Here is a 6,289-nt window from a genome sequence, read left to right as displayed (position 1 = left end):
CGCGGCTTCGGCCCGCAGGCCGCCTGGAAGCTCGCCACCCGCGGCGCCGGCGCCGACCAGCGGCAGCACATAGGACGCGCTGCCCTGGGCGACCTTCAGCTCGGAGCCGGCGCCGAGCGCCTTCAGCAGCGGGTCGTTCGCCCTGATGGCGGCGATGATCACCTTGCCGGCGCCGTCGTCGAGGGCCATCACCTCGCCGGAAAAGCCGAAGCTGCGTCCGTCCACGCTGAGCGAGACGCTGCCCTGGCGTCCGCGCGGGCCTTGCTGCCCTCCGGCAGCGTCACCTGGAGCGCCGGCCGGCCGCCCTCCTTGCAGCCGACGAGCACCATGAGGTCGCCGTTGGCGGCGGCGTAGATGGCACCGGAGAGGTCGGGCTGGCGATATTCGGCCCAGCCCTCGGCGCGTGCCGCGCCGGGCGCCGCAAGGACGAGCGCGAGCGCCAAGAGGGATAGCGGGCCGGCGCCCTTCAACCAGTTGCGGATCATCGACATCCCTCCAGGCCTGTTCGCCGTCAGCGCCCGTCCGCCGCCCAGCGTGCGCGCATATAGGCCTCTGCGAACGGCGCGACACGCGGCGTAATGTCTCGCACGCCGCGCACCACCATCACGTCGGCCAGTTCCGGCTCCCGCTCGGCGGCGAGGAACGCGCGGATGCGCGCCGCGAGCGCCTCGCCGGTCTCGGTGAACACCAGGCGGCGCAGGAAGGCGAGGCGCGGGCCGTCATGCACGGCGATGAAGCCGCCGTCATGGGCCACGTCCCCGGCCGTGAGCCCGGTCTCCTCCTGGAGCTCGCGCATGGCGGAGGCGGCAAGGTCCACCCGGCCGCCCTCCGCCACGTCGTTCGGGTCCGGCGTGCCGCCGGGGAAGTAGGCGCTGCCGGGAACCGAGGTGTGCGCCCCCATGACGCCGAGCACGAACGCCCCGTCCGCGCCCTCGATCGCCGCCAGGGCGAAGGCGTTCACCATGCCGAGGTCGCGCCAGCCCATGGCCTCGCGCCACCACAGGAAGCTCGCGAAGTCGGTCTGGCGGAAGGCGCCGCGCACCACGTCGCCGGCGCTGAGCGAGCCGGCGCGCAGCAGCAGCAGCGCGCCGTTCCACAGAGCGGGATTGCCCGCTGCGCGGGCGGCGAAGTGGGCCGCGATCTCCGCGCGGTGCGGTTCGGCCTCAGGCCAGCCGCCGGGCTCGAGAACGAAATCGAGCGCCGCGACCGGCGCGATGCGCCGGCCCGGTCCCGCCTCGGCGCCCCAGCCCGCGGCCATCAGGCCGCCGCATCCTCGAGCGCGGGATAGTCCACATAGCCTTCGGCGCCGCCGCCATAGAAGGTCTCGCGCACCGGCGCGTTGAGCGGCGCGCCACGCTTCAGGCGCTCCACCAGATCGGGGTTGGAGATGAACGACTTGCCGAAGGCGACGAGGTCCGCCCTGCCCTCCGCCACCACGCTCTGCGCCATGGCGCCGTCATAGCCGTTGTTCACCATCCAGGCGCCGGAATAGCGCTGGCGCAGCTCCTCGAACGAGAAGTTCGGATCGATGTCGCGCGGGCCGCCGGTGGCGCCCTCCACCACGTGGACATAGACCGGGTGGCGCTTCTCCAGCTCCTCCATCACATGGTTGAAGAGCGGCTGCGGGTTGCCCTCCGAGATGCCGTTGGCCGGCGAGACCGGCGACAGGCGCAGGCCGGTGCGCTTGGCGCCGATCTCGGCCGAGACCGCGTCCACCACCTCCATCAGGAAGCGGGCGCGGTTCTCGATCGAACCGCCATACTGGTCGGTGCGCTTGTTGGTGCCGTCCTTCAGGAACTGGTCGATGAGATAGCCGTTGGCGCCGTGCAGCTCCACGCCGTCGAAGCCGGCGCGCACCGCGTTCGCCGCGGCGCGGCGATACTGGTCGACCACCTGCTTGACCTCGTCGGTCGCGAGCGCGCGCGGTTCGGACGTCTCCAAGAAGCCGTTGTTCACGAAGGTCTTGGCCTCGGCGCGGATGGCCGAGGGGGCGAGCGGCGCGGCGCCGCCGGGCTGGAGCGAGACATGGGAGACGCGGCCCACGTGCCAGATCTGGATATAGATGTGCCCGCCCTTGGCGTGCACCGCCTCGGTGATTTTCTTCCAGCCTTCCACCTGGGCGTCGGTGTAGATGCCGGGCGTGTCCTGATAGCCCTGCCCCTCCTGGGAGATGGGCGAGCCCTCGGTGACGATGAGGCCCGCGCCGGCGCGCTGGGCGTAGTATTCGACCGCGAACGGACCCGGCACGCCGCCGGCGGCCGCGCGGTTGCGGGTGAGCGGGGCCATGACGACCCGGTTGGAGAGGGTGGCGTCGCCGAGGCGGAAGCTGTCGAACAAGGAGGGGTGCGTGGCGCTCATGAAGGCTAGCTCTCGCAAAAGGGGGGAAGGCCGGAGCGCGGCCGTGGGGATGGATCAAAGATAGGCCGCGCGGCCCGCGCGCCAAGGGCGCAGGCGTGAATTTTGCGTGACATCCCCGAGCGGAAAGACTTGTTCCGACTGTGGATTTCGCCCGGCGCGGCGCGCGCCGGGGTGCTCACACGTGCAGCACGCCCTCGGCGACCACCACCGCCCCGCCGCCGATTGTGGCTTCCACCAATTGCCCGTCCTTCACCGTGAAGCCGAGGTCGAGCCGGCTCGGGCGCCCCATCTCGAAGCCCTGGTCGATGCGCACCTTGTGGTGGCCGTCGACGCGGTTCTCCGCGTCCATCAGCACGGTGGGAAAGGCGGCGGCGGCGGCGCCGGTCGCCGGATCCTCCTCGGTGCCGAGCCCGGGGGAGAACATGCGGGCGCGGAAATCGGCGTCGCCCTCCTCGTCCGGGGTGTAGAGATAGAGCGCCTCGCCGAACGCGCCGAGCGCGGCGATGAAGGCCGCCTCGTCCGGCCGGGCGCGGGCGAGCGCGGTGAGGTTCGAAAGCGGCACGAACAGGAACGGCACGCCGGCCGAGGCCACCACCGGGCGGTGGGCGTCGAAGCCGATATCGCTCGGCTCCAGGCTCAGCGCGTCGGCGCAGGCGGCCCGGGAGAGGTTGACCTCCTCCAGTTCGCCCTTGCGCGGTGCGGTGAAGACCGCCGAGCCCTTGCGCGAGCCCGCCCCCTGGGTCGCCACCTCGCACTTGATGGTGCCGATCTGCTCCTCGATGGTGAAGCTGCCCTTCTCCATCTTGCCTTCCAGCGCCAGTAGCACCGCCGCGCCCACCGTGGGGTGGCCGGCGAACGGCATCTCGTGCGCCACCGTGAAGATGCGGATGCGCGCCTTGTTGGCGGGGTTCTTCGGCGGCAGCACGAACACCGTCTCGGAGACGTTGAACTCCCGGGCGACCTGCTGCATCGCCGCCTCGTCCATGCCCTGGGCATCGAGCACCACGGCCAGCGGATTGCCCCCGAACGGACGGGTGGTGAAGACGTCGAGCGTCACGTAGCGGCGCGGCATCCCATGTCCCCAGGCGGCGGGCGGCCATGCCTGACCCCGCGCAACGAGCTGCTTCTCCCCGCGCCCCCGCGCACAGGATGGACGGACCGCGCCGGACGACGCAGCGCCACAAATTTGCCTTATATCGCCGAGGCCGTGAAGAGGCGGGAGGGGGCGACGAACTCCTCCTGTGCTTCCACCAGAAGCAATTCCCGCGACTGTGCTTTTTCGGTCCGCTCCAGGAGCCCGAAAATCGAGGAGGCGGCGCGCGCGAGCGCGGTGGCGCTGCTGGTCGTGCTCAGCCAGTGGACGAAGAACAAGGCGGCGATGGCGTCGCCGGCGCCGTTGAGGCTCACGTCGAGGCGCGGCGTGCGCACCAGGAAGCGGCCGTCCGGCCCCGAGGCGATCAGGTCGATGAAGCCCTCCGGCGTCTCCTGCGTGTGCAGGCTGGTGACGAGGATCACCTTCGGGCCGACGGCGTGCAGCGCGTCGCAGGCCGCGACCGCCTCGTCGAGGGTCGTCACGGTGCGGCCGGCGAGCAGCTCCAGCTCGAAATGGTTGGGGGTGATGATGTCGGCGGCGGGCACCGCCCGTTCCCGCATGAATTCCGGGATGCCCGGGCGCACGAAGATGCCGCGGCCCACATCGCCGATCACGGGATCGCAACAATAGAGCGCCTTGGGGTTGGCGGCCTTCACCTGCCCGACCGCGTCGAGAATGGCGGCACCGATGTCGGCCGCGCCCATATAGCCGGAGAGCACGCCGTCGCAGCGGCCGAGCACGCCGCGCTCGGCGATGCCGGCGACGAGGTCCGACACCAGGGCAGCGTCGAACACCGCGCCGCGCCAGGCGCCGTAGCCGGTGTGGTTGGAGAACTGCACCGTGTTGATGGCCCAGACCTCCACCCCGAGCCGCTGCAGCGGGAACACGGCCGAGGCGTTGCCCACATGCCCGTAGGCGACGTGGGACTGGATCGAGAGAATCTGCGTCACGATGCGTCCTCTTCCCGCAGGCCGCGGTTCCCGTGCGAGGTAGCGCCGCGCGCGCGCCTTCACAAATCGATTTTCATCATGAACCCTCACCGCCCGGCTTATGAATAGTGGCCGCAGCCCCGGAGGACGCCGTGACCGACCTTGCCGACCTTTTCCCAGGCTTCGCCGCGCACAACATCGACACCGAGGCCGGCCGCATCTTCGTGCGCAAGGGCGGCGAGGGGCCGCCGCTGCTGCTGCTGCACGGCTTCCCGCAGAGTTCGGCCATGTGGCACAAGGTGGCGCCCGCGCTGGCGAAGACCCACACCTTGGTGATCCCGGATTTGCCCGGCTACGGCTGGAGCGCGGCGCCGGCCCCGCGCGCCGACCATGCGCCCTATTCCAAGCGCGCCACCGCCGCGGCGCTGGTGAAGGTGATGGAGGATCTGGGCTTCGCCCATTTCGCCCTCATGGGCCATGACCGGGGCGCGCGGGTGGGCTACCGCATGGGGCTCGACCATCCCGGCCGCATCGACCGCCTCGCGCTGCTCGACATCGTGCCGACCTATGTCATGTGGCACCGCATGGACCGGGCGCGGGCGCTCCAGGTCTACCACTGGGCCTTCCTCGCCCAGCCGCATCCTCTGCCGGAGACGCTGATCGGCCCCAAGGCCGCCTGGTTCCTCGACTGGACGCTGGCGAGCTGGACCGCGAAGAAGGACCTCTCCGCCTTCGACCCGCGCGCGCTCGCCCACTACCGCGCCGCCATCGGCGCGCCGGACCATCTGCGCGCCATGTGCGAGGACTACCGGGCGGGCGCCACCATCGACCTCGCCCATGACGAGGCGGACCTCGCCGCCGGCGCGTCCTCCTGTGCCCCACCTTCGCGGCGTGGGGCGAGGCAGGCATCCCGAGCCGCGGCGCGAGCCCGCTGGAGGCCTGGAGCGCGCTGGCGCCGGACATCACGGGCACCGCAGTGCCGTGCGGCCATTTCGTCTGCGAGGAAGCGCCCGAGGCGGTGCTGGAGGCGGTGAAGGGGTTTCTCGCCGGCGGGTGAGGCCGCCCCGTCGCGCGGGAGACCCTATCGCCCCGCAAGGCTGGCGGCGCACAGGGCGCGCACGGCGCGTTCGGCATCGCGCGTGACCTGCTTGCGGTCGTGGGCGGCGTCGAGCACCAAAGGCGCGCCGAAGCTCACCTCCACGTCGATGGCGCCGTGGCGCAGCACGTCGAGGAGATGGGGCGCCAGCTCCATGTCGCCGAACCAGGCGGCGGCCGGCCGATGCCGGCGCCCCATGGGCAGGCCCTGGAGCCGCACATAGGCGATCGCCATGGGCTGGACGCTCACCGCCTCGGCGGCCGCCACCGCCTCGCGCACCGCGCCCACCAGCGCGGTGCGGAAGGGCAGGACGCGGTTGCCGTCGGACGAGGTGCCCTCGGCGAACAGCACCACCGGATCGCCCGCATGCAGGCGCTCGGCGATCTCGCGGTTGACGCTGCCGGTCGCCTGGCGGCGCTGGCGGTCGACGAACACGGTGCGCTGGAACTTCGCCAGCAGTCCCACCAGGGGCCAGGCCGCCACCTCGCTCTTCGCCACGAAGAACAGCGGCGTCAGCGAACCGATGACGGGAATATCGAGCCAGGACACATGGTTGGAGAGCAGCAGCAGCGGCCGGTCGGCGGCAGGTGCGCCCTTCAGGTGCACCCGGACGCCGAGCAGACGCAGCAGCAGGCGGTGATAGAGCACGGGAATCCACCGGCGCAGCGGCAGCTTTAGTTTCAGGGCGGCCCACTGAAGGGGCAGGCCGATCCCCGTCGCCGCCAGCACCACCGCGAGCACCAGGCCGAGGCGCAGCCGCATGAGCCCGCGCGCCAGCATCGGGCTGTCCGGCCCGAGCGGGCCGACCGCGTC

The 6,289-nt window shown here is 71.6% G+C and carries 7 protein-coding genes and 1 pseudogene; 1 reads left to right on the top strand and 7 read right to left on the bottom strand.

Annotated elements, in window-relative coordinates:
* The 6 genes from AC2W7M_RS18030 to pdxY all read right to left on the bottom strand — a co-directional run.
* A partial coding sequence (locus AC2W7M_RS18030) for a hypothetical protein (protein WP_486133773.1) occupies positions 1 to 189 on the bottom strand: 189 nt, incomplete at its 3' end.
* Entirely contained in the window at positions 189 to 485 is a 297-nt protein-coding gene (locus AC2W7M_RS18025; RefSeq protein WP_486133771.1) for a hypothetical protein, read from the bottom strand. The genes AC2W7M_RS18025 and AC2W7M_RS18030, both read right to left, overlap by 1 nt.
* 26 nt (positions 486 to 511) lie before the next feature.
* A complete protein-coding gene (locus AC2W7M_RS18020; RefSeq protein ID WP_486133769.1) occupies positions 512 to 1,258 on the bottom strand; it encodes an NUDIX hydrolase in 747 nt (248 codons plus the stop codon).
* Positions 1,258 to 2,358: an alkene reductase gene (locus tag AC2W7M_RS18015; RefSeq protein WP_486133767.1), complete on the bottom strand. Its 1,101-nt coding sequence runs from the start codon at positions 2,356 to 2,358 to the stop codon at positions 1,258 to 1,260. Before AC2W7M_RS18015 ends, AC2W7M_RS18020 begins: the two co-directional genes overlap by 1 nt.
* Before the next feature lie 175 nt (positions 2,359 to 2,533).
* Positions 2,534 to 3,430 carry a PhzF family phenazine biosynthesis protein gene (locus tag AC2W7M_RS18010; protein WP_486133765.1) on the bottom strand — a complete coding sequence of 299 codons (897 nt, stop codon included), beginning with the start codon at positions 3,428 to 3,430 and terminating at the stop codon, positions 2,534 to 2,536.
* A gap of 119 nt (positions 3,431 to 3,549) precedes the next feature.
* Positions 3,550 to 4,401 (bottom strand): pyridoxal kinase PdxY, encoded by an 852-nt coding sequence (pdxY, locus tag AC2W7M_RS18005; RefSeq protein WP_486133763.1) that lies wholly within the window; start codon positions 4,399 to 4,401, stop codon positions 3,550 to 3,552.
* A 131-nt stretch (positions 4,402 to 4,532) separates the two neighbouring features.
* Here pdxY and AC2W7M_RS18000 point away from each other — a divergent pair.
* Positions 4,533 to 5,437, top strand: a pseudogene (locus tag AC2W7M_RS18000) (alpha/beta fold hydrolase).
* Between the two features lie 24 nt (positions 5,438 to 5,461).
* Here AC2W7M_RS18000 and olsA read toward each other — a convergent pair.
* The coding region (gene olsA, locus AC2W7M_RS17995) for a lyso-ornithine lipid O-acyltransferase (RefSeq protein WP_486133761.1) at positions 5,462 to 6,289 on the bottom strand (828 nt) is incomplete at its 5' end.

It is taken from the genome of Xanthobacter sp. BG11Y11_SDJG (genome assembly GCF_057364445.1).
This window is presented reverse-complemented; position numbering and strand designations above follow the sequence as displayed.

What these genes read in the sequence shown, in the direction of transcription:
- AC2W7M_RS18010 (WP_486133765.1), bottom strand. Translation starts at nt 3,430, where the DNA reads ATGCCGCGCCGCTACGTGACGCTCGACGTCTTCACCACCCGTCCGTTC.
- AC2W7M_RS18015 (WP_486133767.1), bottom strand. Translation starts at nt 2,358, where the DNA reads ATGAGCGCCACGCACCCCTCCTTGTTCGACAGCTTCCGCCTCGGCGAC.
- AC2W7M_RS18020 (WP_486133769.1), bottom strand. Translation starts at nt 1,258, where the DNA reads ATGGCCGCGGGCTGGGGCGCCGAGGCGGGACCGGGCCGGCGCATCGCG.
- AC2W7M_RS18025 (WP_486133771.1), bottom strand. Translation starts at nt 485, where the DNA reads ATGATCCGCAACTGGTTGAAGGGCGCCGGCCCGCTATCCCTCTTGGCG.